18 protein-coding genes are annotated in these 24,327 nt (G+C 72.6%); 10 read left to right on the forward strand and 8 right to left on the reverse strand.

Translation table 11 applies throughout. The features are described from left to right. The first annotated feature begins 64 nt into the window (after positions 1-64). The 3 genes from ACFWBN_RS21190 to ACFWBN_RS21200 are packed head-to-tail and all read left to right on the forward strand — an operon-like array spanning position 65 to position 4,247. Positions 65-1,270: a glycosyltransferase gene (locus ACFWBN_RS21190; RefSeq protein ID WP_385178450.1), complete on the forward strand. Its 1,206-nt coding sequence runs from the start codon at positions 65-67 to the stop codon at positions 1,268-1,270. Then, on the forward strand, positions 1,267-3,024 hold the full coding sequence (locus ACFWBN_RS21195; protein WP_385178427.1) for a lipopolysaccharide biosynthesis protein: 1,758 nt from the start codon (positions 1,267-1,269) through the stop codon (positions 3,022-3,024). Before ACFWBN_RS21190 ends, ACFWBN_RS21195 begins: the two co-directional genes overlap by 4 nt. Next, positions 3,021-4,247, forward strand: a complete 1,227-nt coding sequence (locus ACFWBN_RS21200; RefSeq protein WP_385178428.1) for a hypothetical protein — start codon at positions 3,021-3,023, stop codon at positions 4,245-4,247. The genes ACFWBN_RS21195 and ACFWBN_RS21200 overlap by 4 nt, the downstream gene beginning before the upstream one ends. Positions 4,248-4,406: 159 nt before the next feature. Here ACFWBN_RS21200 and ACFWBN_RS21205 read toward each other — a convergent pair whose 3' ends face one another. After that, positions 4,407-5,930, reverse strand: a complete 1,524-nt coding sequence (locus ACFWBN_RS21205) for a hypothetical protein (RefSeq protein WP_385178429.1) — start codon at positions 5,928-5,930, stop codon at positions 4,407-4,409. A 97-nt stretch (positions 5,931-6,027) separates the two neighbouring features. On the opposite strand from ACFWBN_RS21205, the gene ACFWBN_RS21210 reads away from it, so the two are divergent. Together ACFWBN_RS21210 and ACFWBN_RS21215 are read left to right on the forward strand one after the other, a co-directional pair. Then, positions 6,028-6,567, forward strand: a complete 540-nt coding sequence (locus tag ACFWBN_RS21210) for a WcaF family extracellular polysaccharide biosynthesis acetyltransferase (RefSeq protein WP_385178430.1) — start codon at positions 6,028-6,030, stop codon at positions 6,565-6,567. A gap of 8 nt (positions 6,568-6,575) precedes the next feature. Then, positions 6,576-7,730, forward strand: a complete 1,155-nt coding sequence (locus ACFWBN_RS21215; RefSeq protein ID WP_385178451.1) for a glycosyltransferase — start codon at positions 6,576-6,578, stop codon at positions 7,728-7,730. Between the two features lie 105 nt (positions 7,731-7,835). On the opposite strand, the gene ACFWBN_RS21220 is transcribed toward ACFWBN_RS21215, so the two are convergent. The 4 genes from ACFWBN_RS21220 to gmd all read right to left on the reverse strand — a co-directional run bounded on the left by ACFWBN_RS21220 (position 7,836) and on the right by gmd (position 13,039). Beyond that, positions 7,836-8,048 carry a DUF6458 family protein gene (locus ACFWBN_RS21220; protein ID WP_385178431.1) on the reverse strand — a complete coding sequence of 71 codons (213 nt, stop codon included), beginning with the start codon at positions 8,046-8,048 and terminating at the stop codon, positions 7,836-7,838. 120 nt (positions 8,049-8,168) lie between these two features. Next, complete coding sequence (locus ACFWBN_RS21225) at positions 8,169-8,843, reverse strand: hypothetical protein (RefSeq protein ID WP_385178432.1); 675 nt, start codon at positions 8,841-8,843, stop codon at positions 8,169-8,171. A gap of 149 nt (positions 8,844-8,992) precedes the next feature. Then, entirely contained in the window at positions 8,993-11,779 is a 2,787-nt protein-coding gene (locus ACFWBN_RS21230; RefSeq protein ID WP_385178433.1) for a LamG-like jellyroll fold domain-containing protein, read from the reverse strand. A gap of 246 nt (positions 11,780-12,025) precedes the next feature. Then, complete coding sequence (gene gmd, locus ACFWBN_RS21235) at positions 12,026-13,039, reverse strand: GDP-mannose 4,6-dehydratase (RefSeq protein ID WP_385178434.1); 1,014 nt, start codon at positions 13,037-13,039, stop codon at positions 12,026-12,028. 401 nt (positions 13,040-13,440) lie between these two features. Between gmd and ACFWBN_RS21240 the strand changes: the two genes are divergently transcribed. Beyond that, positions 13,441-14,406 (forward strand): GDP-L-fucose synthase family protein, encoded by a 966-nt coding sequence (locus ACFWBN_RS21240; protein WP_385178435.1) that lies wholly within the window; start codon positions 13,441-13,443, stop codon positions 14,404-14,406. Between the two features lie 20 nt (positions 14,407-14,426). Here the strand turns inward: ACFWBN_RS21240 and ACFWBN_RS21245 are convergent, their stop codons facing one another. Then, entirely contained in the window at positions 14,427-15,902 is a 1,476-nt protein-coding gene (locus ACFWBN_RS21245; RefSeq protein WP_385178436.1) for a sugar transferase, read from the reverse strand. A gap of 382 nt (positions 15,903-16,284) precedes the next feature. Between ACFWBN_RS21245 and ACFWBN_RS21250 the strand changes: the two genes are divergently transcribed. From ACFWBN_RS21250 to ACFWBN_RS21260, 3 genes are all read left to right on the forward strand, one after another. Beyond that, positions 16,285-18,552, forward strand: a complete 2,268-nt coding sequence (locus ACFWBN_RS21250) for a M4 family metallopeptidase (RefSeq protein WP_385178437.1) — start codon at positions 16,285-16,287, stop codon at positions 18,550-18,552. A 242-nt stretch (positions 18,553-18,794) separates the two neighbouring features. Continuing rightward, a complete protein-coding gene (locus ACFWBN_RS21255) occupies positions 18,795-19,271 on the forward strand; it encodes a hypothetical protein (RefSeq protein ID WP_385178438.1) in 477 nt (158 codons plus the stop codon). A 39-nt stretch (positions 19,272-19,310) separates the two neighbouring features. Continuing rightward, entirely contained in the window at positions 19,311-20,354 is a 1,044-nt protein-coding gene (locus tag ACFWBN_RS21260; protein ID WP_385178439.1) for a nitronate monooxygenase, read from the forward strand. A 62-nt stretch (positions 20,355-20,416) separates the two neighbouring features. Here the strand turns inward: ACFWBN_RS21260 and ACFWBN_RS21265 are convergent, their stop codons facing one another. Together ACFWBN_RS21265 and ACFWBN_RS21270 are read right to left on the reverse strand one after the other, a co-directional pair. Continuing rightward, complete coding sequence (locus ACFWBN_RS21265) at positions 20,417-21,337, reverse strand: hypothetical protein (protein ID WP_385178440.1); 921 nt, start codon at positions 21,335-21,337, stop codon at positions 20,417-20,419. A 156-nt stretch (positions 21,338-21,493) separates the two neighbouring features. Beyond that, the gene (locus tag ACFWBN_RS21270; protein WP_385178441.1) at positions 21,494-23,026 is read right to left on the reverse strand and encodes an MFS transporter; all 1,533 of its coding nucleotides are present in this window, start codon (positions 23,024-23,026) and stop codon (positions 21,494-21,496) included. Positions 23,027-23,177: 151 nt separating this feature from the next. Here ACFWBN_RS21270 and ACFWBN_RS21275 point away from each other — a divergent pair, with 151 nt between their 5' ends. Continuing rightward, entirely contained in the window at positions 23,178-24,179 is a 1,002-nt protein-coding gene (locus ACFWBN_RS21275) for an Lrp/AsnC family transcriptional regulator (protein WP_385178442.1), read from the forward strand. Positions 24,180-24,327: the final 148 nt, after the last annotated feature.

The following is a 24,327-nucleotide window of genomic DNA, read 5'->3' on the forward strand; positions in this document are numbered from 1 at the left end:
CGTGCGCATCATCCAGGGGAGAAGGGGACGTTCAGTGTCCAGATCCGGTCACCGGCGCCTGCTGCTGGTTTCCACCAATTACGCTCCGGAGCACGCGGGGATCGGGCCGTACGCCACCCAGATCGCGGAGCATTGGGCGGATCTCGGCCACGAGACCCACGTCCTCGCCGGCATGCCGCACTACCCGGCGTGGTCGCTCGAACCGGAGTACAAGGGGGCGCTCCAGCGCACGGAACAGCGCGCAGGGGTCACCGTGCACCGGCGTGCGCACACCGTCCCGCCGCGTCAGACCGCCGTGAAGCGGGCCCTCTTCGAAGGATCGATTCTGCTGCACGGTGCCGTGGCCCCGCCCCGGATGCCGAAGCCGCAGGCGGTCCTCGCCCAGATGCCCAGCCTGGCGGGCGGGGTGCTCGCCGCCCGGCTCGCGGCGCGGTGGAAGGTCCCGTACGTCCCGGTCGTCCAGGACCTGATGGGCGCCGCCGCCGCGCAGAGCGGCATCAGCGGCGGCGACAAGGCCGCCGCGATCGCCGGCCGCGCCGAGGCGTACGCCCTCAAGCGGGCCACCCTCGTCGGCGTCATCCACGAGACCTTCGTGGACCGGGTCGTCGGCATGGGCGTGGACCCGGGCCGGATCCGCCTCGTGCCCAACTGGTCGCACGTGGCCGTGCCCACCAAGCCGCGCGCCGAGACCCGCCGCCACCTCGGCTGGGCCCCGGGCCAGACCGTCGTCCTGCACTCCGGGAACATGGGCCTGAAGCAGGGACTCGAAGTGCTCGTGGGCGCCGCCCGGCTGGACCCGAGCGTCCGCTTCGTCCTGATGGGTGACGGCAGTCAGCGCGCGGCCCTCGCCGAGATGTCGGCCGATGTGCCCAATCTGGACATCATCCCCCCTGCCGCCGACGGCGAGTTCCCGGATATCCTCGCGGCGGCGGACGTGCTCGCGGTCACGCAGCACGCGGCGGTGATGGACATGAGCGTGCCGTCCAAGCTCACCTCCTACTTCCAGACCGGCCGTCCCGTCATCGCCTCCGTGGCGGCGGAGGGCGGAACCGCCCAGGAGGTGGAGCGCTCGGGCGCAGGGGTGCTCGTACCGCCGGAGGACCCCGAGGCCCTGCTGAAGGCCGTACGGGCCCTGGCCGAGGACCCCGAGGGCGCGGACGCACTGGGAGCGGCCGGGCCCCGCCACGTGGCGGCCCACCTGAGCCGTGAAGCGGGCCTGGCCCGCATCGACGCACTGATGGACGAGGCACTTGGGGGTCCCTGCCCGTGATCGAGACGAACCGCCCCGCGGCGGCACCGGCCGAGGACGAACCCGACCTCCTCAGAGACCAGTTCCGGCAGCTCCTGCGCTACCGCAGGCTCATCGGCGCCGGCATCGGGATCGGCCTGCTGGGCGGCGTCTACCTCGGCATCTCCACGGCCGACACCTACGTCGCGACCACCGACGTCGTCCTGCGCGCCCCCACCGACGACCCCTTCAACCCGAGCCTCGCGCCCGACAAGGCGATCAACATCGGCTCGGAGCGGCAGGTCGCGCTCAGCTCCTCCATAGCCAACGAGGCCGCGAAGAAGCTCGGCGTGGGCCCGTCCGGCTTCGCCGCCCTGCGCGGCGGGCTCCAGGTCACCAACCCGCCGCAGACGATGGTGCTCCGCTTCACCTACACCGCGTCCTCCCCCAAGGAGGCCGCCCAGCGCGCCAACGCGATGACCGAGGCCTACCTGCTCAAGCGGCAGGAGGCCCTCGACGCCACCCGCGACAAGATGGTCAAGGGCTACAAGGACCAGCGCGACCCGATCGCCAAGCAGCTCGACGAGCTCACCAAGGAGATCGCCCGGATGCCGGCCGGCGCCCCGCGCGACGCCGCCACCTCCACCAAGACCGACCTGCAGAGCGAGGTCGGCAGCTACAACACCAAGATCACCAAGCTGGAGACCCTGGACATGAGCCCGGGCCGGGTCACCAGCGCCGCGACCCCGCCCAGCGCCCCCGACGGCCCCGGCATCCCCATGTCGCTCGCGCTCGGCGCGGCCGTGGGCCTGGCGCTCGGCCTGCTGGCCGCCTGGGTCCGGCTCGTCTTCGACCCGGCGCCGCGCTCCGAGGGCGATGTGGCGCGGGCCCTGCGCGCGCCCGTACTCGGCTACCTGCCGCGGGACAAGACGGGCGGCGGGCCGCTGCTCGCCGCGGGCGAGGCCGATCCGCGGCTGGCGGAGGAGTACCGCTCGGTGGCCTTCCGGCTCGCCTACGACTCCCGCTTCGCCGACCGGCGCCGGCTGCTCGTCGTCGCCCCGCGCGGCAGCAGCGAGACGGCCGCCGCGGTGGCCGTGAACCTCGGCGCCTCCTTCGCGGAGACCGGCAAGGACGTCCTGCTCATCGAGGCCGACCTGCGCACCCCGGTGCTGGCCAGCCAGCTGCCGACCGACGCGGGCGGCCGGCCGCGCTGGAGCCAGTCGCCGGGCGGCCAGGGCGCCGGGAAGCGCCCGGCCCAGCACGCGGACACCGAATGGCCCGACGGGCGGCAGCTCGTCGTGGACGCCGGGGAGTCCGGCACCTTCGACCTGATCCCGGGCGAGCGGGTGCGCAACGTCGCCCGCGCGCTGACCTCCCCGCGCGCCACCCGGCTGATCGCCGAGGCCGACTCCCCCAACTCCACCGTCGTCGTGCTCGCGCCGCCCGTGCTCTCGTACGCCGACGCCCTCGCCCTCGTCGACCGCGTCGACGGCGTCCTGGTCGTCTGCGACCCGCGCGCCGTGCACCGCACCGACCTGTCGCGGATCCGCGAGCTGATCAGCGGGGCCGGCGGCACGGTGCTCGGCGCGGTGCTGCACGCGCCGCTGCCCGACGAGAAGCGGGGCCGCGGCAAGGGCGGCCCGGAGGCCGGCGGTCCGCCGCCGGCCGCGTCGTCCGCGCCCGCGCGGTCCGCGCCGCAGCCGATCCCCTACGAGGTGGCCGAGGCCGAGCAGCACATTCCGGGCGACGGTACGGACACGGTCGCCCTGCGGACCGTCCGCATGGGCAGGCGGTGAGCCGGCGCGGCCTCGCGGCGGTCGCGTCGGTCCTGGACCAGGCAGCCTCAAGCGCCACGAACATCCTGGTGCTGGTGCTGGCCGCCCGGCTGTCATCGGCGTCCGGCTTCGCCGACTTCTCGATGGTGTACGTGGCCTTCAGCGTGCTCCTCGGACTGAACATGGCGTACGTCGGCCAGAGCCTGGTCCTGGAGAAGGGCGAACTGCTGGGGGCGGTGTGCCGGTCGGCGGCCGCCTTCACCGGGGCCGCCTCGGCGGTGGTCGGCGCGGCGCTGGCCCTCGTGGGCCTGCTGCTCCCCGGAGCCACGGGGCGGGCCTTCCTCGCGCTGGGCCTCGTCCTGCCGTTGGTGCTCCTGCAGGACGGGCTGCGGTACTGCTTCTCCGCGCTGCGGGCCCCCGAGCGGGCGCTGGCGGCCGATGCGCTGCGGCTGGTGTGCGTGGTCGCGGCGCTGGCCGTGCAGCCGTCCGGTGCTTCCGCGGGGCGGCTGGTGCTGGCGTGGGGGCTCTCCGCGCTGCCGGCGCTCGCGCTGGGGCTGTGGCTGCTGCGGCCGTACGTACGCGGCGCCCGCGCCGACCTGCGCCCGTACCTGAGGCGGGGTCACCTGGGGCAGCGGTTCGTGGTCGAGTTCGCGGTGGGCAACGGCTCCAGCCAGCTGGCGGTGCTGGGCCTCGGCGTCTTCGCGACGCCGCTGGCCGTCGGCACGCTGCGCGGCGCGACCACGTTGTTCGGCCCGCTGAACGTGCTGTTCAACTCGGCGAACGCCTTCGCCCCGCCGATGCTGGGGCGCCTCGGCGGCAAGCGGGCCACCGTCCGGGCGACGGCGCTGCTGGGCGTCGTACTCGCGGCGGTCGGAGCGGCCTGGGCCACGGTCCTCTTCCTCCTGCCGGACCGGCTGGGCCGCGAACTCCTGGGCGACACCTGGACCGCGGCGTCCGCCCTCCTGCCGGCGACGGGCGCCCAGTACGCGGTGATGGGCCTCGGCACGTGCGCCCTCCTCACCCTGCGCGTACTGGCCCCGAAGTCCACGCTGTCCGTCCAGGTGGTCTTCTCCCTCCTGTCGGTGGCCCTCCTCCTGTCCGGATACGCGCTCTGGGGCGCCGCGGGCGCCGCCTGGGGCCTGGCGGCCGGCTCGGCCCTCAAGGCCGCGGCGGCCTGGTCCCGCGTGGCCCGCCTCCGCGACACCGCCCCACAGCCCGCACCCCAACAGGCCGCCGCGGCCTGATCCGCTGCGCGGCTATACGGCGGCTTCGCCGCGTGGGGCTGGATGTTGCGGACGGCAGCAGCCATGTCCAGCCTCGCCGGCGTTTGAGGCGTGGGGGTCCCCCCGGACGGAGTCTGGGGGAGGGTCTGGGGCGGAGCCCCGGCAACGGCGGCGCGCCGGTCAGCGGAGGGTGGTGGCGCGGTCCTGGCGGTAGGTCGCGACCAGCGCAAGGCAGAGCGCCGCGATCGCCACGCGCCCCGACGCCTGGAGGAGCGGGCCGCGGAGCAGGATGAAGGAGTAGCCCGCGACCAGCGGGACCACCACCGAGATCAGACTGCCCGGTGGCGAGCGCCGCGTGGCCCGCTTCGCGTAGCGGCGGTCGACGCGGGCCGACGCGTAGCCCATGCCCAGCAGGCCGGCGCCCATGCCCAGCGGCCCGAAGTCGAGCCACAGTTCCGCCCAGATCGGGGAGGAGAGGTTGGTGTTGACCGTGCCCATCCACTGGCCGACCATCACGCCCGTGTCCCTCGGCTTGCCAGGCCAGACCGAGCGCGGCACCGCGAAGAGGACCGACCCGGCCAGCTGGCGCCCGTAGTAGTGGCCCGGCCCGGAGTTCGAGTAGGTGATCGTGTTCGCGAACATGCCGATCTGGTCGTAGTCCTTGAGCGCCATCGGCTCCAGGAAGGACGTGGTCTCGACCGGCTTGTAGTTCTTCTCGTCGTACCGGAAGCGGTCCGCGAACGGGAAGACCAGGAGCGCGATGACCACCGCCATCGACAGCGCCACCCGGTACATCGCCGCGCTCACCGGGAAGACGGTGAAGAGCATCGCGAACATGACCGTCAGGAACCAGTAGCGCGGGTTCGAGATGGGGTTGTTGACCACCAGGTTGAGCGCGGCGAGCGCCCCCCACGTGACGATGATCGAGACCTTGCGGCGGGCGAACTTCGAGGTGATCAGCCAGCGCGTGTACAGGAGCAGTGCGAGCAGCGCGGGAACCGTGCCGAAGCCGCGCAGCAACGCCTGGCCGGCCTGGCCGTCGCCGTTGGAGACGCCCGCCTCCTCGATGCCCGCGATGATCTCCTGGCGGCTGGAGAAGAAGACCGCCGGGCCGCCGAGCTTCATCACGAAGACCGCGCTGCACGCGAAGGAGAGGACCGTGAGCAGTTGGAGGCGGCGGCGGTGCGCCATGACCGGGCGCGGCTCCTTCTGCGAGCCGCCCGCGCGGCCGGCCGGCCGGTGGCGGGCGAGCAGCACGCCGACGTCGAAGGCCGTGCAGCCGAGCAGCACGAGCCCGATGGCGGCGGTGAGGTCGGAGCGCGGGCCGACGACGGGCGTGGGGACCTGGCCGAGGACGGCCTGCGCGAGCGGGGCCACGCCCATGGCCATGTAGACGAAGAGCCAGAAGGAGCCCTGGAGCAGCTTGCGCCGGCTGGTGAGCACCATCGCGGAGAGCCGGGCGCCCGCGTACATGGTGAGCAGGAGCTGGAGCCAGAAGGCCGCGTCGCGGACGCCGGCTCCGGTCTGGACGGCCACGAACAGCGGCAGGAAGACGGTGAATCCGAGGGCGAGCGGGACGGACAGCGCGCGCGAGAGCAGGGTGCGCGGGGTGGTGACCCGGCCCCAGATCGTCTCGTCCTCGAACGGGGACGGCACGGGCGGCTTCGCGGGCGGGACGGTGGGCTTGCGTATGTCCGTCGTCACTGCCGCCCCCACCCCATGTGCCTGGTCCGCGCGCAGTCTAGTCTGAGCGGGCCGTGCCCGGGGAGGCGCCGGTGTGGGTGCACGATGGGGGCTACAGGTGCGTGATCTTCCTTCCTTCACGCTGGCCGGATACGACAAGGGGCGCGGGCTGCTGACGCAGGCGCTCTGGTTCGCCGTGATGAACACGCTGTTCATGAGCTGGTTCTGTCCGGCGCGGCTGCGGGTCGCGCTGCTGCGCGCCTTCGGGGCGCGGATCGGCGAGGGCGTGCTGATCCGGCACAAGGTGCGGGTGCTGTGGCCGTGGAAGCTGACGGTCGGGGACCACACCTGGATCGGCGAGGGCGCCTGGCTGCTGAACCTGGAGCCGGTGACGATCGGTTCGCACGTGTGCCTCTCGCAGGAGGCCCTGCTGTGCACCGGCTCGCACGACCACCGGGCCGCCGACTTCCGCTACCGCAACGCCCCGATCACGGTCGAGGACGGCGCGTGGGTTGCGGTACGGGCGACCGTGCTGGCCGGGGTGACCGTGGGCCGCTGCGCGGTCGCGGGCGCGGGGGCCGTCGTACACAAGGACCTGCCGGAGCTGACCCTGCAGACCCAGGACGGGCGGCGCCGCCCGGTGGAGGAGCCCAAGTGAGTGCCGCTCTGCGCGTCCTGCACGCCGTCACCCTGCACTCCCCCTCGCACGCCTTCGGCGGGCCGGTCCGGGTCGCGCTGAACCTGGCCAAGGGGCTGCGGGCGCGCGGCCACGAGGCGCGGCTGCTGGCGCTGGGCGAGGGCTTCGAGGAGTGGCCCACCTCGGTGGAGGGCGTTCCGGCGAAGCTCTTCCCTGCCCGCCGCCTGCTCCCCCTGGGCTTCAGCGGGATGACCTCGCCGGCCCTGCTGGCCTCGGCGGGGCGCCTGGTGCGGGACGCGGACGTGGTCCACGTCCACCTCGCGCGGGACCTGGTGACCCTGCCGGTGGCACTGGCGGCGCTGCGGGCCGGCAAACCGCTGGTGCTGCAGACTCACGGGATGGTGGACCCGAGCGAGAAGCTGCTGGCCAAGGTGCTGGACGCGGTGGCCGTACGCCGGCTGCTGCGCGGGGCGGACGCGGTGCTGTACCTGACGCCGCATGAGCGCGAGGGCCTGGACGCGGTGGTCGGCGCCCCGCTGGCGAACGCGGTCCGCCTGGTCAACGGCACCCCGGCGCAGGAGGAGCGGCCCGCCCTTTCCGGCCCGCCGCGCATCCTGTACTCGGCGCGCCTGCAGGCTCGCAAGCGGCCGGTGGACTTCGTGGACGCGGCCCCGGCGGTCCTGGCGGCGCACCCGGAGGCGCACTTCGTCGTCGCGGGCCCTGACGAGGGCGAGCTGGCGGCGGTCCGCTCCCGGATCGCGGAGCTCGGCCTGACGGACCGGTTCACGGTGCCGGGGCCGCTGTCCAGCGGGGCCGTCCTGGCGGAACTGCGGCGGGCGCACGTCTACGTACTGCCCTCGGTGGACGAGCCGTTCCCGATGTCGGTGCTGGAGGCCCTGTCGGTGGGCGTCCCGCCGGTGGTGACCCACTCGAACGGCCTGGCCCGGGACATCGCCGACTCCGGGGCCGGCCACGCGGTCGACCCCGGGCCGCAGGGAGTCGCTTCGGCCGTACTCGCCCTGCTGGACCCGGCCGCCAACGCAGCCGCCTCGCACGCGGCGCGCAAGCTGGCCGCCGAGTCCTTCTCGATGGACTCCGTCCTGGACACCCTGCTCCCGGTGTACGGGGCCGCTCTGCGGCGCCAGCCGAGATCAGCCGCGCCTGGGGGCACCTCCCAGCGGTAGCTGGGGGAGTTTGAGGCGCGGGCGCGGAGCGCCCGTTCGGGGTCTGGGGCGGAGCCCCGAGCGGGAACCGGGTGCGAAGCGGCCAGGCGGCCCCCTTCGTGGGGGCTACAGCTCCCGGCGGGTCTCGTTGACCACCGGGAGGGCCGCCGCGCGGCGGCGCTTGAAGACGCTCGCGTAGACCGCGAGGCCGATGGCGCCGGCCGCCATCATGATCAGGCCGACCATGTCGAGGTTGACGCTCTCCATCTCCCAGTCGCTCGCGAACGTGAAAATGGCCCCTATCACGATCAGCGCGATGCAGCCGCCGATGCCTCCCATGTCATTCGCCTCCACAGTCGTGGTCGTCTGACCCCGCGGCTACCCGGGGACGGCAGACGAAAACGCCGCCACCGGCCCGGGGTTCGGGCGCGGTGGCGGCGTTGTCGTACGAAGGTGGGACTACGCCGGGATCCAGGCGTAGCAGCCCGTCGAGGTGAACTCGGCGGTGCCCGACGGAATCGTGGCCGTGATCTTGTCGCCCGGCTTGGGCGGGGTCTCCGGGCCTGCGGCCAGGGTCGCGCCGTCCTTGCCCTTCGCCTCCCACGTGCACGTCGTGGCCTGGGTCAGCGCCCGGTACGTGCCCGCCGCGGGCGACTGGCGGGGGCCTTCGGGGAAGCCCTTCTCCGCCGCCGCCAGGATCGGCTGCTGCGCCGGGCACAGGTGCGTGATCGCGTCCTTCGCGCCCGGGATCTCCCCGGTGATGACGGCCCCGGTCGCCGCGTCCTTGTCGCGCTTCGCGGTGCGCTCCACGCGCTGGCAGGACTCCTGGCCGCCCTGCAGGACGGCCGCCGGGTCCATCTTCTCCGGCACCCGCCCGCTCAGGTACTTCTTCTCCTGCGGCGTGAAGCTGCCCGTCTTCGGGGTGAGCTTCGCGTCGGGCAGGACGGGGCCCGTCGGCTTCGCGTCGGGGGCGGGTGCTGCCGACGCCGGGGTGTCCGCGGGGTCGGGGGCCGACGACGAGGCCGGCGGCTTCGCCTCCGCGCCGGAGTCGGCCTTGCCGCCGCCCGAACTGCAGGCGGTCAGCGTCAGGGCGGCGGTCAGCAGGACAGCAGCCGCTGCGGAGCGTCGGTACATCGGATGGCTCCCGTACTTGCGTACTTGCGTACTTACTGGGGTGAAACGGGGTGCGGGGCCCGGCCACGTATGAGCCGGGCCCCGCACGCCGTCAGGCGGTTACTTCAGTGCTTCGGTGCTGTGGTGCTGTGGTGCTGTGGTGGTGATCGCTACTTCGCGCCGAAGGTGAGGACCAGCTGCGGAGCGCCCTCCGCCGCCGTGGACTCCGAGGACCAGATCCACAGCGGGTCGGTGCCCGTGCTCGTCAGGCCCACGCTGTAGCTGCTGCCCAGCACCGCGGAGAGCGCCGCGGTGTCCAGCGGCACGTTCTGCACCGCCGAGCCGTCCGCCACGCTCGCGATGGTGCCGAGCGGGGTGGTGCCCAGGGTGGGCTTGGTCTTGAAGGTGGTGCCCGCGCCGCTCCAGGTGCCGGTGACCGGAACCACGGACACCTGGTCGGCGGTGCCGGCGCCCGTCTGCGTGGTCGTCTTGACCTGGAGGGAGGCGGACTTCAGGACCTGGCCGGCCGGGGCGGCCGGGAGGGTGAAGCGCAGGTACGTCTCGTACGCCGAGGTGCCGCGCACCGCGAGCGAGGTGGACGTGCCGTAGGCCGTGCTCGGGGCGCCCTGGTTGATGTAGGTGTCCTCGGTCGCCTTGACCGTGGAGACCGTGTCGGTGGGGGCACCGGCCAGGTCGAAGTGCTTCTTGACCTGGGCCTGGGTGAGCGCCGACGGGTAGACGGCGGTCTCGTCGAGCTGCCCGAGGAAGTTGTTGCTCGTCGGGCGGTTCGGCCAGTTGGCCATGGCGTCGCCGCCGGCGTGCCAGTAGCCCGCGTAGGTCTGGTTGCTGGTCGCCTTGTCGGTGCCCTTGAGCTGGCCGTCGACGTACAGGGTGATGCCGCCGGGGCCCTGGGTGCCGACCACGTGGTGCCACTTGTTGTCGTTGTACGTGTCGAACAGACCCGTGGTGACCGTCTTGGCGGAGCCGTTGTAGACGCCGAAGGCCACCCGGCCGGTGTTGGTCATGTAGAGCAGGCGGTCGTACGAGGTGCTGCTGCGGCTGGTGTTGTTGCCAAAGCCGATCAGCTTGCCGCCGCGGATGGTGTTCGTCTTGAACCAGGTCTCGATGGTGAACGAGCCGCCCACCGTCTCGCGGCGGTCGCTGTACACCTGCTGGCTGGTGCCGTTGAAGCCCATGGCCGTACTGGTGCCCGAGAGGGCGCCGGGCGACTGGCGCAGGGCCGGGGCGTTGAGCTGGACACCGCTGGTGTTGCCGGCGGCCGAGGAGTCGGCGACGTACGGGCTGACCGTGTCGTCGTAGCGCCAGTACAGCTTGGCGCCGTCGGCGATGACCTGGTTCGGGTACGCCTGGACCGCGGTCGGGACCGTCACCGAGGCGGTGGCCGACAGGGCGCTGGTGTTGCCCGCGCCGTCGGTCGCGGTCACGCGGTAGGTGTAGGACTGGCCGGCCTTGACCGTGGTGTCGGTCCAGGAGGCCTGCGGGCGCTCCCACTCCAGCGAGCTCGCGCTCACGGAGGCGATCGGGGTGGCCGAGCCGTTGCGGTAGATGCGGTACGTCAGCTTGCTGTCGTCCGCGTCGTAGCTGGTGCGCCAGCGGACCTGGGCCTCACCGGGCTTGACGCTCGCGGCGCTGACCACCGGGGTGGTGGGGACGCCGCGGTCGCCGGTGGAGGCGAAGCGGGTCAGGCCCCACTGCGTCTTGCCGTTGATGAGGGTGAACTCACCGCCGACCCACATGTACTTGACGTCGTTCTTCTCGGCCACGGCCATGACGCGCGGGCCGATGCCCTCGGTGCCGTCCATGCCGTCGTTGGCCGTGGGGTGCCAGCCGAGCTTGCCGGGGCTGCGCACGAAACCGTCCACGGGCGCGGGGGCTGCGCCTTCCCAGTTGGTGTTCTGCGCCAGCAGGAAGTTCCGCTTGCCGTCGGGGAACTCCTGCTCGGTGGAGCAGTCGTGCGCGTGCGAGGAGCTGTACAGCGCGCCGTCGTACGGCAGGACGGCCTGGGTCGCGCCGAGGCAGCGGTCGCGCCACTTCTCGCTGAAGTCGCTCAGGCGCAGGCCGATGCGGCCGTCGAAGACGCCGCCGCCGGAGCCCTCGTTGCCCGTGTACCAGCCGCCGTTGTCGTCGGTGGCGATGTCCTTGACGACCGAGTTCGACGGGATGTTGGTGTAGGTCTTGGTGACCGCGCCGGTGGCGGCGTTGACCACGGCCAGGGCGTGGCTGGTCTTGCCGTTGACCGTGAAGAAGTCACCGCCGAGCAGGACGTTCTTGCCGTCGGGGGTGACCTCGACCGCACGGCCGGGCTCGTCGACGTTGGCGACGAAGGGCTTCAGCGCGCCGGAGGAGGCGTCGACCGCGGCGAACCGCTCGCGGGTCTGGCCCTCGACCTCGTTGAAGTCGCCGCCCGCGTACAGGGTGTCGTCGGTGACGGCGAGCGCGCGCACGGTGGCGGGGAAGCTCGGGTGGAACGCGGCCTTGGGGGTGCAGCTGGCGATGTCGATCGCCGCGAGGCTGGAGACCGGGGTCCCGTTGACGGCGCCGAAGGAACCGCCCGCGTAGAGGGTCTTCTTGTCCTTCGAGACGACCAGCGTGCGCACGGTGGCGCTGCCGTCGCCGATGGTGAAGGCGAGCTTGCAGGAGGTGGGGTTGCCCGTCGCGGCGTCGAGCGCGACGAAGTTCACGGCCTCCCGCTCGGCGCCGGCGGTGCCCTCGGGCGGGCGCACGGCGGAGAAGGTGCCACCGGCGAAGACGGTGCCGTTCGCCTGGGCCATCGCCCAGACGACGCCGTTCGTCTGCCAGGTGGGCAGTTCGTCGGCCGTGAATGCCACCGGCGGCGTGATGGCGGACGCCTGAGGCATCAGCACCAGGCCTATGCCGGTGCCGGCACCGGCCAGTGACAGGACGAGGGCGGCAGTCAGCCCTCTGGATCTACGCATGAGCCCCCCAGGGCAAGTGCCCGGTTTGATGGCTGGAACTATCCGAACAGCCATATGTACGGGCGCAGACTAGGGCTCGCGTGAGGGCCCGGTCACCTCACTTGACCCATTGCATACCAACTTGGAATCAACAGGGTTCAGCATGGAGGGTGCACTACGGACATACGGCAGGTTTGCCCCGGTCGCACCCGCAGAGAACTGCACGAATGACCGGGACACGGCAAATCGTAGGGGAAATATAAGCCCTCAGCGATCGATGCGGACCGTCGCACCCGCCAGCTGGTCCTCGACCTGACGGATGTCGGCGTCGACCATGATCCTGGCCAGTTCGGCCACCAGGACGGTCGGCTTCCAGCCAAGCAGGTCATGGGCCTTGGAGGCGTCGCCGATGAGCGCGTCGACCTCGCTGGGACGCTCGTACTTGGGGTCGTAGCGCACGTGCTCGTTCCAGTCGAGCCCGGCGTGACCGAAGGAGGCCTCGACGAACTCCCGCACGGTCGCGGCCACACCGGTGGCCACCACATAATCCGTGGCCTCATCCTGCTGGAGCATCCGCCACATGGCGTCCACGTACTCGGGGGCGTAGCCCCAGTCGCGGACGGCGTCGAGGTTGCCGAGGTAGAGCTTCTCCTGCAGTCCGGCCTTGATCCGGGCGACCGCCCGGGTGATCTTGCGCGTCACGAAGGTCTCACCACGCCGCGGGGACTCGTGGTTGAACAGAATGCCGTTCACGGCGAACATCCCGTACGCCTCGCGGTAGTTCACGGTGGTCCAGTACGCGAACACCTTCGCGGCGCCGTACGGGCTGCGCGGGTGGAACGGGGTGCCCTCGTTCTGCGGCGGCGGCGTCGCGCCGAACATCTCGGAGGACGAAGCCTGGTAGATCCGGGTGTCGATCCCGCTGGCCCGAATGGCCTCCAGCAACCGCAGCGCCCCCAGCCCGGTCACGTCGCCCGTGTACAACGGAGCATCAAAAGAGACCCGGACATGCGACTGGGCACCCAGGTTGTAGACCTCGTCGGGCTGTATCTCACGCAGCAGGTTCACCAGGGCGACACCGTCGGACAGATCCGCGTGGTGGAGCACGAAGGACCGGTTGGCGGTCTGCGGGTCCTGGTAGATGTGGTCGATCCGCTCGGTGTTGAAGCTGGAGGACCGCCGCACGAGCCCGTGCACCGTGTAGCCCTTGGAGAGCAGCAGCTCGGCGAGGTACGAGCCGTCCTGCCCGGTAACGCCGGTGATCAATGCCGTCTTACCCATGCGGGTCCCCCTGGGGTGCGTTGTGTTCGTCGTGTTGAGCGTGCTTCCCCTGCCCGCCCGAGGACTGGATGCGTACCGTACACGCCCGTTCCTGCCCGTCCCGAGTCGGCTCCGCCGGGGGCCGGGTGTGTGGCGGGGTGCCCCCGCAGGGCGCCGAACGCACTTCGGCTGCACTCTCCGACCCCTGGCCACGTTCGGCGCCCGAGGAGGTGCCCCGGCACGCGCCCGGCCCCACCGAAGCCGGTCCTCCGCGGCTTCGCCGGTGGGGCTCCGCCCCACACCCCGCGCCTCAAACGCCGGCGAGGCTGAACTTGCCCCCCGCCAGGCGCGAGGCAGGGTCCGGACCGACAGGGTCCGGACTGCTGCCACCCCCGCGGGAGCGGACTGGCATCATCGGCGGTATGACAACTCCGCCGCCCCTCCTCCCCCCGACCGCCCGCGTCTTCGTCGCCGGCCACCGCGGCCTCGTGGGGTCCGCGGTCGCCCGACGCCTCACCGCCGACGGCCACGAGGTGCTCACCCGCGGCCGCGCCGAACTCGACCTGCGGGACGCCGCCGCGACCGGGGCGTACCTCCGCGACGTCCGCCCGGACGCCGTCGTGCTGGCCGCCGCCAAGGTCGGCGGGATCATGGCCAACAGCACCTACCCGGTGCAGTTCCTGGAGGAGAACCTCCAGATCCAGCTCAGCGTCATCGCCGGCGCGCACGCCGCCGGCGTGGGCCGCCTGCTGTTCCTCGGCTCCTCCTGCATCTATCCGAAGCTGGCCCCGCAGCCCATCCGCGAGGACGCCCTGCTGACCGGCCCGCTGGAGCCGACCAACGAGGCCTACGCCCTCGCCAAGATCGCCGGCATCGTCCAGGTCCAGTCGTACCGCAAGCAGTACGGGGCCTCGTACATCTCGGCCATGCCGACGAACCTCTACGGCCCGGGCGACAACTTCGACCTGGAGTCCTCGCACGTCCTGCCCGCCCTCGTCCGCCGCTTCCACGAGGCCGCCGCCGAGGGCCGCGAGGAGGTCACCCTGTGGGGTTCCGGCACCCCGCGCCGGGAGTTCCTGCACGTGGACGACCTGGCCGCCGCCTGCGCCGTGCTGCTGAACTCCTACGACGGCGACGAGCCCGTCAACATCGGCTGCGGCGAGGACCTGACCATCAAGGAGTTGGCCGAGACCGTCGCCGAGGTGACCGGCTTCCAGGGCCGGCTCGCGTGGGACACCTCCAAGCCGGACGGCACCCCCCGCAAGCTCCTCGACGTCGGCCGCCTGACCTCGCTCGGCTGGAAGCCCGGCATCCCGCTGCGGGACGGCATCGCCGCCACCTACCGGTGGTGGCTGGACGAACAGGGCGAGCAGGGCAAGCAGGGCTGAACGCACGGGCCACGGCCCCCTCAGTACGCTCCGCGGCCGTCGACGACGGCGCGGATCGTACGGCCCATGACGTCGACGTCACTGGTGAAGGACCAGTTGTCGACGTACTGGAGGTCCAACTGGATCGTTTCGTCCCATGACAGGTCGGACCGCCCGCTGATCTGCCACAGCCCCGTCATCCCGGGCCGCACGGTGAGCCGGCGCAGTTCGACCTCGTCGTACCGCGCCACCTCCTCCGGCAGCGGCGGGCGCGGGCCGACCAGCGACATGTGGCCCGTCAGCACGTTGATCAGCTGGGGCAGTTCGTCCAGCGAGGTGCGGCGCAGCAGCCGGCCCACCCGGGTCACCCGGGGGTCGCGGCGGATCTTGAACATCAGGCCGTCGTTCTCGTTGGCTCCGGACAGCTCGGCCTTGCGCGCGTCGGCGTCCATCACCATGGTGCGGAACTTCCACATCACGAACGGGGCCCCGTCGCGGCCGATGCGCCGCTGCCGGTAGAAGGCCGGTCCGCGCGAGCCGAGCCGGATCGCCAGGACGATGCCGAGGAAGAGCGGGGAGAGCAGCAGCAGCCCGGCCGCGGCACCCGCCCGGTCCAGCGCCGACTTGAGCAGGGTCTGCACGCCGCGGCTGACAGGCGGCACCACCCGCAGCACGGCCAGGCCGCCGGCGGACAGGGTCTCCAGCCGCTTGACGGAGACCTCCACCAGCCCGGGGAAGACGGCGAGTTCCAGCCCGGCGTCGTGCAGGGCCCAGGCGACCCGGCGCAGCCGCTCCCCCGAGATCCGCGCACCGGGTGCCACCAGCACGAGGTCGGCGTGGTGGCTGGCGACGGCGCCGAGCACGGCCGCGGAGTCGCCGTTCGGCGCCTGGGGCATCCCCGCGTCGAGCCGGGCCGCGACGGGCACTCCGCTGGCGAGGGATCCGCCGCCGACCGGGACCACGCCGACGACCACGTACGGATGGTCGGTGCGCGCGGCGAGGTGCGCGATGACGTCCTCGGCTGCGTCGGGCTCGCCGACCACCAGGACCCGGCTGACGGCCTGGGCCTCGCGGCGGGCGGCCGAGAGGTGACGGTAGGTCAGCTTGTGGCACGCGACGGTGATCAACAGCGCGGGCAGCAGGGCCCCGAGGGCGGACAGCCGGGGGGTGTCCTCCTCCGTCACCACCCGGGCGACGGCCAGGACACCGATGAGAATCAGCCAGTCGTGCAGGACGGGCAGCACTCCGCGGGACTCGCCGAGCGCCCGGGCCGAGTAGCGCCGGCGCAGCGCCTGCACCCCGGTCCACGCGAGGGCGGCACCGAGGGCGCAGTAGACGGGCCTGACCTGCTCCGCGGCCTCGAAGACGAGCCCTACGGGGACGGCGGCACCGAGGATGTCGGCCGTGACGGCGGCGGGCAGGTACCAACGGGCCTTGTCACCGAGGCGCCGGGCGGGCAGAGCTGACCCCTTGGCCGTTCCGGCCACTCTTTGCGCAGGAAAATGGACATGCCTCATGGGCCCCCCTGGCACGTGGTCTATGACAACGGCGACCGTCCACGGCTTCCCCAGGCCTCGGACATCTGTCGCACCGGGAAACAGTACGACAAACACCCGTACGGTAAATGCCGTTTGACTTTACCGGGCCTCTTGTTGCTCAAGCGTTAGCAACCGGTATCAACCATTCCGAATGATCGGCTCCGCAGGGTGCCACACGAAGGTGAAGGGTTCGGATACCGGATACGTCTCTTCGGACAACGAACTGTTTCCGGCCAACCTTTTGACGCGCCCCTGACATCGCGCCGTGTAAGTGGCACTCTTCGACCGTTCATCGCACCAGCCCTGATCTGCCCGGAGGCCCACCCAGCCGTCCGAAAACCCCTTGCAGAAGGAGTCTGCGTTGAGTCCCACCCCCCACCGGCGTGCCACCGCGGCCGGCGCGCTCGTTGCCGCGGCTGCCATGCTCGCCGTCGGCATACAGGCCGGCACCGCAACCGCCGACGCCACCGCGTCGCAGGCCCGCACGGCCGCCCAGCCCAACCCGGGCGCGGCCAACCGCGCACTCAGCGCTTCGGAGCGTGCGACGCTCCTCGCCGAGGCCAACTCCACCACCGCGCAGGCTGCCAGGGCCCTCGGCCTCGGCAGCGGCGAGAAGCTCGTCGTCCGCGATGTGGTCAAGGACGCGGACGGCACCACCCACACCACGTACGAGCGGACCTACGACGGTCTGCCCGTGCTCGGTGGCGACCTGACGGTCCATGCCAAGGACGGCGTCACCAAGAGCGTCACCAAGGCCACCAACCACGAGATCAAGGTCGCCGACACCAACGCGTCGGTCACCCCGGCGGCCGCCGAGAGCCAGGCCGTCTCCGCCGCCGGCGCCGAGGGCTCCAAGGAGGCCAAGGCCTCCAAGAGCGCCCGCAAGGTGATCTGGGCGGCCGAGGGCGTTCCCGTCCTCGCCTACGAGACCGTCGTCGGCGGTCTCCAGCACGACGGCACGCCCAACGAGCTGCACGTGGTGACCAACGCCAAGACCGGTGCCAAGATCACCGACTGGCAGGCCATCGAGACCGGCACCGGCAACACCATGTACAGCGGCCAGGTGACCCTCGGCAGCTCGCAGTCGGGCAGCAACTTCAACCTGACCGACGCCGGGCGCGGCAACCACAAGACGTACAACCTCAACCGCGCGACCTCCGGCACGGGCACGCTCTTCTCGGGCCCGGACGACATCTGGGGCAACGGCACGCCGCAGAACCTGGAGACGGCCGGCGCCGACGCGCACTACGGCGCCGCGGTCACGTGGGACTACTACAAGAACGTGCACGGCCGCAACGGCCTGCGCAACGACGGCGTCGCGCCCTACAGCCGCGTCCACTACGGCAACAACTACGTGAACGCCTTCTGGGACGACTCCTGCTTCTGCATGACGTACGGCGACGGTGACGGCAACGTCAAGCCGCTCACCTCCACCGACGTGGCCGCGCACGAGATGACGCACGGTCTGACCTCGGTCACGGGCAACATGACCTACAGCGGTGAGCCCGGCGGTCTGAACGAGGCCACCTCCGACATCATGGCGGCGGCGGTCGAGTTCTACGCCAACAACCCGCAGGACGTCGGCGACTACCTCGTCGGCGAGAAGATCGACATCCGCGGCAACGGCACCCCGCTGCGCTACATGGACAAGCCGAGCAAGGACGGCTCCTCCAAGGACGCGTGGTACTCGGGCCTCGGCGGCATCGACGTCCACTACTCCTCGGGCCCGGCCAACCACTGGTACTACCTGGCCTCCGAGGGCTCCGGCGCCAAGGTCATCAACGGCGTGAGCTACGACTCGCCGACCTCCGACGGCCTCCCGGTCACCGCGATCGGCCGCGACGCCGCGTCCAAGATCTGGTTCCGCGCGCTGACGGTGGGCTACTTCAAGTCCAACACCAACTACGCCGACGCCCGCGTCCAGACCCTGAAGGCCGCCGCCGACCTGTACGGCGCCGGCTCGGCGACGTACAACAACGTCGCGAACGCCTGGGCCGCCATCAACGTCGGCCCGCGCATCAACGACGGCGTCACCGTCACCGCGATCCCGAACCAGACCACCCAGATCAACACCGCGGTGAGCCTCCAGGTCCAGGCCACCAGCACCAACCCGGGTGCCCTGAGCTACGCGGCGACCGGCCTGCCGGCCGGCCTGTCGATCAACTCCTCGACCGGTCTGATCTCGGGTACGGCGACCACCGCGGGCACGTCCAACGTGACCGTCACGGTGACCGACTCCGCGTCCAAGTCGGGCACGGCGTCCTTCACCTGGACCGTCGGCACCTCCCAGCAGAACGTGTTCGAGAACACGGCCGACTACGCGATCGCGGACAACGCGACCGTCGAGTCCCCGATCACGGTGACCCGTACCGGCAACGCCCCGAGCACCCTCAAGGTGGACGTCAACATCGTCCACACCTACATCGGTGACCTGAAGGTCGACCTGGTGGCCCCTGACGGCAGCGTCTACAACCTGCACAACCGCAGCGGCGGCAGTGCGGACAACATCGTCAAGAGCTACACGGTCAACGCCTCCTCCGAGGTCGCCAACGGCGTGTGGAAGCTGCGGGTCAACGACAACGCCAGCATCGACACCGGCAAGATCGACAGCTGGAAGCTCACCTTCTGACCCCCACCGGGGCAGGGTGTGAGCCAAGGCTGAACCGTTAGATCACGGGGCCGCCCGGGAGAAGACCTCCCCGGGCGGCCCTGTTCCATGTGCGGCGCCGTTGGACCGTGCCCGCTCGGGACCACCTCCCCCCGGGCCGGGGACTTTCGGCGCCGATCCGCGTGTCCTCGTGCGGGGAGACTGAATCCGAGCGAACCTACGGAAGCGTAGGTTCGGGTGACCCACGAGTGACGGACGTGCCCATGCCGCAGCTCCCTTCGACCTCCCCGCCCGCTCCCGCCGCACAGCGCCCCTGGCTGATCCAGGGCGGCATGGGCGTCGGGGTCTCCGGCTGGCGGCTGGCCAAGGCCGTGTCCCGGACGGGCCAGCTGGGCGTGGTCTCCGGCACCGCGCTGGACGTCGTCCTGGCCCGCGTACTGCAGACCGGCGACCCGGGCGGGCACGTCCGCCGCGCACTGGCCGCCTTCCCGCTGCCCGAGCTCGCGCGGACCGCGCTCGACCGCTACTTCCGCGAGGGCGGCCTCGACGAGGGCGTCCCGATGCGGACCACCCCGCGGCTGCGCGCGACCGACGGGGCCCAGGCGGACATCCTCACCGTCCTCGGCAACTTCGCCGAGGTCTGGCTCGCGAAGGAGGGACATGACGGCGTCGTCGGCATCAACTACCTGGAGAAGATCCAGCTGGCCACCGCCCCCGCTGGGGGCACCTCCCAGCGGTAGCTGGGGGAGTTCGGCGCGATCCTGGCAGGCGTCGACTACGTGCTCGTGGGCGCGGGAGTCCCCGGTCAGATCCCGGCCCTCGCCTCGCGACTGGCGCGCTACGAAGCCTGCGTGACGCGGATCGCGGTCGAGGGCGACGAGGAACCGCTGGACCACCTCTTCGCCCCGGGCGCGCTCCTCGCCGGACACTCCCCCGGCTACCGCTGGGGGTACCCCCCGCCCGGGCCCCTGCGCCGTCCGGACGTGCTGGCCATCGTGTCGCTGCCGGTGCTGGCCGCCTACCTGGCCCGCGACGGGGCGACCCGCCCCGACGGCTTCGTGATCGAGACCAGCGGGGCGGGCGGGCACAGCGCCCCGCCGCGCGGGCCGATGCGGCTCGACGAGGCCGGCGAGCCGGTCTACGGCCCGCGCGACCATCCCGATCTCGCCAAAATGGCGGCGCTCGGGCTGCCGTTCTGGCTCGCCGGCGGCCAGGCCTCCCCGGAGGCGGTCGCCGCCGCCCGGGCCGAGGGGGCGGCCGGGGTCCAGATCGGCAGCGCCTTCGCCCTGTGCGAGGAGTCGGGGATGGCCCCGCGCCTGCGCGAGGCGCTGCGCGGCCGGGCCCTGGCCGGCACCCTCACGGTCCGCAACGACCCCCAGGCCTCGCCGACGTCGTTCCCCTTCAAAGTGGCGGAGCTGCCGGGCACGGTCTCCGAGCCCGAGGTGGCCGCGGCCCGCCGCCGGGTCTGCGATCTGGGCTTCCTGCGGACGCCGGTACGGGGCCCGCGCGGTCTGGACTACCGGTGTGCGGCCGAGCCGGTGGGGAGTTACGTCCGCAAGGGCGGCGACGCGGCCGACGCGAAGGGCCGCCAGTGCCTGTGCAACGGACTGCTGGCCACCATCGGGCTGGCGCAGCGGCGGCCTGGCGGCCGGGTGGAGCCCCCGCTGGTGACGATCGGCAAGGACCTGTCCTTCCTCCAGAGGCTCTCACCGGACGCACGGCCCTACACGGCGACCGAGGTCGTGGAGTGGCTGGCGCCCGGGGCCGACGCCGCTGTCGGTGCGGGTGCGGCCGGCGGTGTCGGTTCCGCGGCACGCGCCTGACGCACCGGGGCCCGGCGCCCCCGTGCGGGGTGCCGGGCCCGGTCCGTGCGGGAGGTGCCGGGTCAGCCGATGGCGCGGAAGACCGTGCTGAAGAGGTCCTCCTCCGGCTCTTCCTCTTCCTCCTCCTCGTCGCCGACGGCCGCGTCCGGGTTGCCGGCGTTGTCCGGGGCTGCGGCCTGGTCTTCGCGGCCTCCGTTGTCGGGGGCGGCGGCCTGGTCCTCACGGCCGCCGTTGTCGGGGGCGGCGGCCTGGTCCTCACGGCCGCCGTTGTCCGGGCGGCCCTGCTCGTCACGACCGGCGTTGTCCGGGGCGGCGGCCTGGTCGTCCCGGCCCTGCTCACCACGTCCCTGCTCGTCGCGGCCCGCGTTGTCCGGGGCGGCGGCCTGGTCATCGCGGCCCTGCTCGCCACGTCCCTGCTCGTCGCGGCCCTGGTCGCCCCGACCCTGGTCGCCGCGGCCTTCGTCGCCCCGGCCCTGCTCCCCGCGGCCCTCGTCGCCCCGGCCCTGCTCGCCACGGCCCTCGTCCTCACGGCCGTTCCAGTCGCCGCGGCCCTCGTCGTCCCGGCCCTGGTCGCCACGGCCCTCGTCGTCCCGGCCGTTCCAGTCGCCCCGGCCGCCGTCCCCGCCGGCGTGCCTGAAGAAGACCGCCACGGCCTCCAGCCGCCCCGCCCGCTCGCCCGGGTCCAGCACCCGCGCCGCCCTGCCCTCGCAGCCGCGGTTGTCGAACAGCAGGGCCTGCGAGCGCGTCTCGTTGCGCACCTCGACGGCGGGCTCGTCCCGGGAGGTCCCCGTCAGCAGGTAGCAGGTGTCGTTGCCCGCGGGCCGGATCTGTCCGCTGCGCTCGCCACCGTCGTCTTCGACGAAGCGGTAATGGAGCGTGCCGAGGTTGCGGTCGCCGTGGTCGTCGGCGAGCGACGGGCCGGCGGTGGGCAGGACGAGCGCGAGGGCGCCGGCGAACACGGCGGCGGTGGTGCGAAGACGCATAAGGATTCCGTTTCTCGGGTTCCGCGGATACCGGGTCCGGTGGCATCCGCGGGCAGCGTAGGAGCGGACCCCCACGCCGAAACGATTCGGCATGCGCAGCACGTTCGAAGGTTCACCCGACAGATGCCGGGCCGCCCGCCTTATGGCCGGGTCGCGCTACGACCGCACGGGCTCGGCAAGGTCGGCCACCGGAGCCGTCCCCTGGCTCGGCACGGCCGCCTTGCCGGAGGTTCCGCGGATCAGCAGGAAGACCGCCAGGGCGCCGGCGAGGCCCATCGCCCCCGAGACGAGGAAGGTGTCCCGCAGGCCGCTCGCGAAGGCCGCGTCCACCAGCCCGGCCAGGTTCTCGCGGGCCGCCCCCGCCGGGGCCTCGGCCAGCAGCCGCCCGGCACCGCCCGAGAGCAGCGGCTCCGACAGTTCCCGCCCGGCCTCGCCCAGGCCCGAGCGCAGCCCGGAGTGGAAGACGGCTCCGAGTACGGCGATGCCGAGGGCGGTGCCCAGCTGCCGGGCGCTGTTCAGCGCCCCGCCGGCCATGCCCGCCCGGGCCGGGGCCACCGCCCCCATCGCGGTCGCGGCCAGGGCCGAGATCCCGGTACCCACCCCGACACCGGTCAGCAGCAGCCCGGGCACCAGGGCGGGCCAGCTGTCCCCGGGGTCGAGCATCCAGGCCTGGAGCAGCGCGCCCGCGCCGGCCAGCAGCAGCCCGCCGCCGATGGTCAGCCGCGGCGGGGCCCCGTGCAGCAGCCGGCCGGCCACCGCGGCGACGACCAGGGCGGCGGCGCTCATCGGGACCAGGGCCAGGCCCGCGCCGACGGGGCTCATCCCCTCGGCGGACTGCAGCCAGAGGGAGACGTACATCAGGTACGAGAAGGCGGCTCCGGACAGCAGCAGTCCGGCAACCATGACGGCGACGAAGGGGCGGCTGCGGAAGAGCGCGAGGTCCAGCATGGGGTGGGAGCCGCGCAGTTCGACGAGGACGAAGACGGCGAAGGCGGCCGCGCCGAGGCCGAGCAGGCCGAGGGTGGTGAGCGAGGTCCAGCCGTTCTCGCCGACGCGGATCAGCGCGTACGTGACGGCTCCCGCGCCCGCGGTGAAGGCGGCCATGCCGGGCAGGTCGAGGCCCTTGGCCTGCGGGTCGCGGGACTCGGCGACCGCCCTGAGTGTGACGAGGACGGCCAGCGCGCAGAGCGGCAGGTTGATGTAGAAGATCCAGCGCCATCCGAAGTGCTCGGTCAGCAGCCCGCCGACGACGGGACCGGCCGCCGCGGCGGCGCCGTTGACCGCGCCCCAGACGCCGAAGGCCACTCCGCGGTCGCGGCCCTGGTAGGTCGCGCTGAGCAGGGCCATGGTGGTGGCCATCATGGCGGCCGCGCCCACGCCCTGCACGGCGCGGAAGGCGATCAGGGCGGCCGGGCCGGTGGCCAGGCCGCAGGCGAGCGAGGCGGCGGCGAAGACGCCGAGCCCGCCGAGGTAGAGCCGGCGGCGGCCGATCCGGTCGGCGAGCGAGCCGGCGCCGAGCAGCAGGGCCGCCAGCGCAAGCGCGTAGACGTCCATGACCCACTGCAGGCCGGCGAAGTCGGCGTGCATGTCGCCGGCCATGTCGGGCAGGGCGACGGTCACGATCGTGACGTCGATCAGGAGCATGAAAGCCCCTAGGCAGACGGCCGTCAGCGGCAGCCATTTACGCACGGGAGTTCTCCTCGGAAAGCACGGTGGGGTGAGGCCTGGAAGGGGCCGGATCGCGGTGACCCCAACTTCCCAGCGCCCCGCCCCCACCCACCACCCAGCCGCCCACCTCTGCCGGATTTCCACCACCAGAACCCCTGCGATGATGGAAACCATGAACGACACGGAGCTGGACGCACTGGACCGGTCCCTCATCCAGGCCCTCGTGATCGACGGCCGGGCAGCCTTCAGCCGGATCGCCGAGGTGCTGGAGGTCTCCGACCAGACCGTCGTACGCCGCTACCGGCGCCTGCGGACCACCGGCCTGATCCGGGTCGTCGGGCTGCCGATGGGCAGCCGCGTCGGGCTCTTCGAGTCGTGGCTGCGGGTGCAGTGCGCCCCCGACGCGGCGCTCCCGGTGGCCGGGGCGCTCGCCCGGCGCCCGGACATCGCGTGGGTGACCCTGAACTCGGGCGGCACGGAGGTCCACTGCATGACCCGGTCGCGCACCCGCCAGGACCGGGACACCCTGCTGCTGGACAAGCTGCCGCGCACCCGCCGGGTGACCGGCATCAGCGCCCACACCATCCTGCGGAAGTTCTTCGGCGGTCCCGATTCGTGGACGGGCCTGGACGTGCTGCGCCCCGACCAGATCGCGGCCCTGCAACGCCCGCGCGTCGGGCCGAAGCCGGAGCGGTACGCATTGGACGAGGCGGAGCTCGCGCTGCTGTCGGTGCTGCGCCGGGACGGCCGCGCCGGGTACCCGGAACTGGCCCGCGCCACCGGCCTGTCGGAGTCCACCGCCCGCCGCCGGCTGGAAGGACTGCGCGATCTGGGGGCGGTCTTCTTCGACGTGGAGTTCGTCCCGGAGCACCTCGGCTACGAGGCGGAGGCGACGCTCGTACTGACCGTCCCGCCGGCCCGGCTGGCGGAGGTGGGGGCCGCACTGGCGAGCCACCGCGAGGTGGCGTTCGCGGCGGCCGTGACGGGGGCCGCCTCCCTGATGGCGGTGGTGGCGTGCCGGAACACCGACGCGCTCTACACGTACCTGACCGAGCGGATCGGCGCGGTGGACGGCGTGGGCCACGTGGAGGTGATCCCGGCCCTGCGCAGCGTCAAGCGGGCCGGGCTACTCGTAGAGGACGGGCGCCTGGTGGACCCGCCGCCCGTCCCCTAGGCCGTCAAGGCCCGGAACGCGGCCGCCTCCCCACGTCAGCGCCGGTGGGGCCGGGTGTGTGCCGGGGCGCCCCCGCAGGGCGCCGAACGCAACAAGGCTGCCACTCTCCGACCCCTGGCCACGTTCGGCGCCCGAGGAGGTGCCCCGG

The sequence above is a fragment of the Streptomyces sp. NPDC059989 genome, assembly GCF_042736975.1.
Classification (GTDB): domain Bacteria; phylum Actinomycetota; class Actinomycetes; order Streptomycetales; family Streptomycetaceae; genus Streptomyces.